This window comes from Sphingobacterium litopenaei (assembly GCF_014692495.1).
Lineage (GTDB): Bacteria > Bacteroidota > Bacteroidia > Sphingobacteriales > Sphingobacteriaceae > Sphingobacterium > Sphingobacterium litopenaei.
On record NZ_JACOIJ010000083.1, the window covers coordinates 1 to 811 of the forward strand.

Consider the following 811-nt stretch of genomic DNA (forward strand, 5'->3'; position numbering starts at 1 on the left):
TTATAGTTTTCAAACATCCCAAATCCATCTGTAGCAATAATCAACATAGAAACACTTCGTGGACCTATACCTGGCACACTCCTGATATTACCAGCCATTTTTGCGTAGTGCTGCTTTATCAAACCTTCTATCTGGAGCTCTTTATCTTTGATCCTTTTATCGTAGCTTTCCACTTCTTCTTTTATTTCATTGTATAGTAGATCTTCTATTATACCTGCCGCCTGAAATGCATGCAATTGGTTGGACAACATCTGCCTGCGTTGCTTTAGCCCTTGAAGATAGGTCTCCAGATTACGGATGCTTTGAATTACTTCAGTAGCTGGCGCCCACAGTTTAGGAGTAGTCATTTGCGCAAACTCTGCTATTACCATCGCATCTTTCTGGTCTGTCTTTGCCCGAGACCTACGCATCTGTGCATACCTGCGTATCACCAATGGGTTGACTACTGAAACTTTTACTCCTGAATCATAAATAAATCTTGCCAGTTGGAAATAATAAGGTCCTGTAGCCTCCATTGCTACATGGGTGCCCACAATATGTGGCAGCATATCCATAAAACCTTTACTATTGTTTGCAAACCTGCTCTTGAAAGCTAATTTGCCTTCTTTTAAAACTGCAATGTCAAAATAATCCTTTGAACAATCGATACCTGTTACCATATTTGTATTGAATTATGGATCACAGCAGTTCTTATCGTGACTTATCAATCGTAAAAACAGGCTCCTAACGCCTAATGAACTGTCCAAGTTGCAATAAGAATGAGAGAAGGGGACTAACATTTCGAAGAGTGTTTATTGACTAATGACGGACT

The 811-nt window shown here is 39.8% G+C and carries 1 protein-coding gene; it reads right to left on the reverse strand.

Features of this window, described 5'->3' with window-relative positions; translation table 11 throughout:
* On the reverse strand, positions 1-659 hold a 659-nt coding region (locus H8B04_RS16870; RefSeq protein WP_165292669.1), incomplete at its 3' end, for an IS110 family transposase.
* Between the last annotated feature and the right edge of the window lie 152 nt (positions 660-811).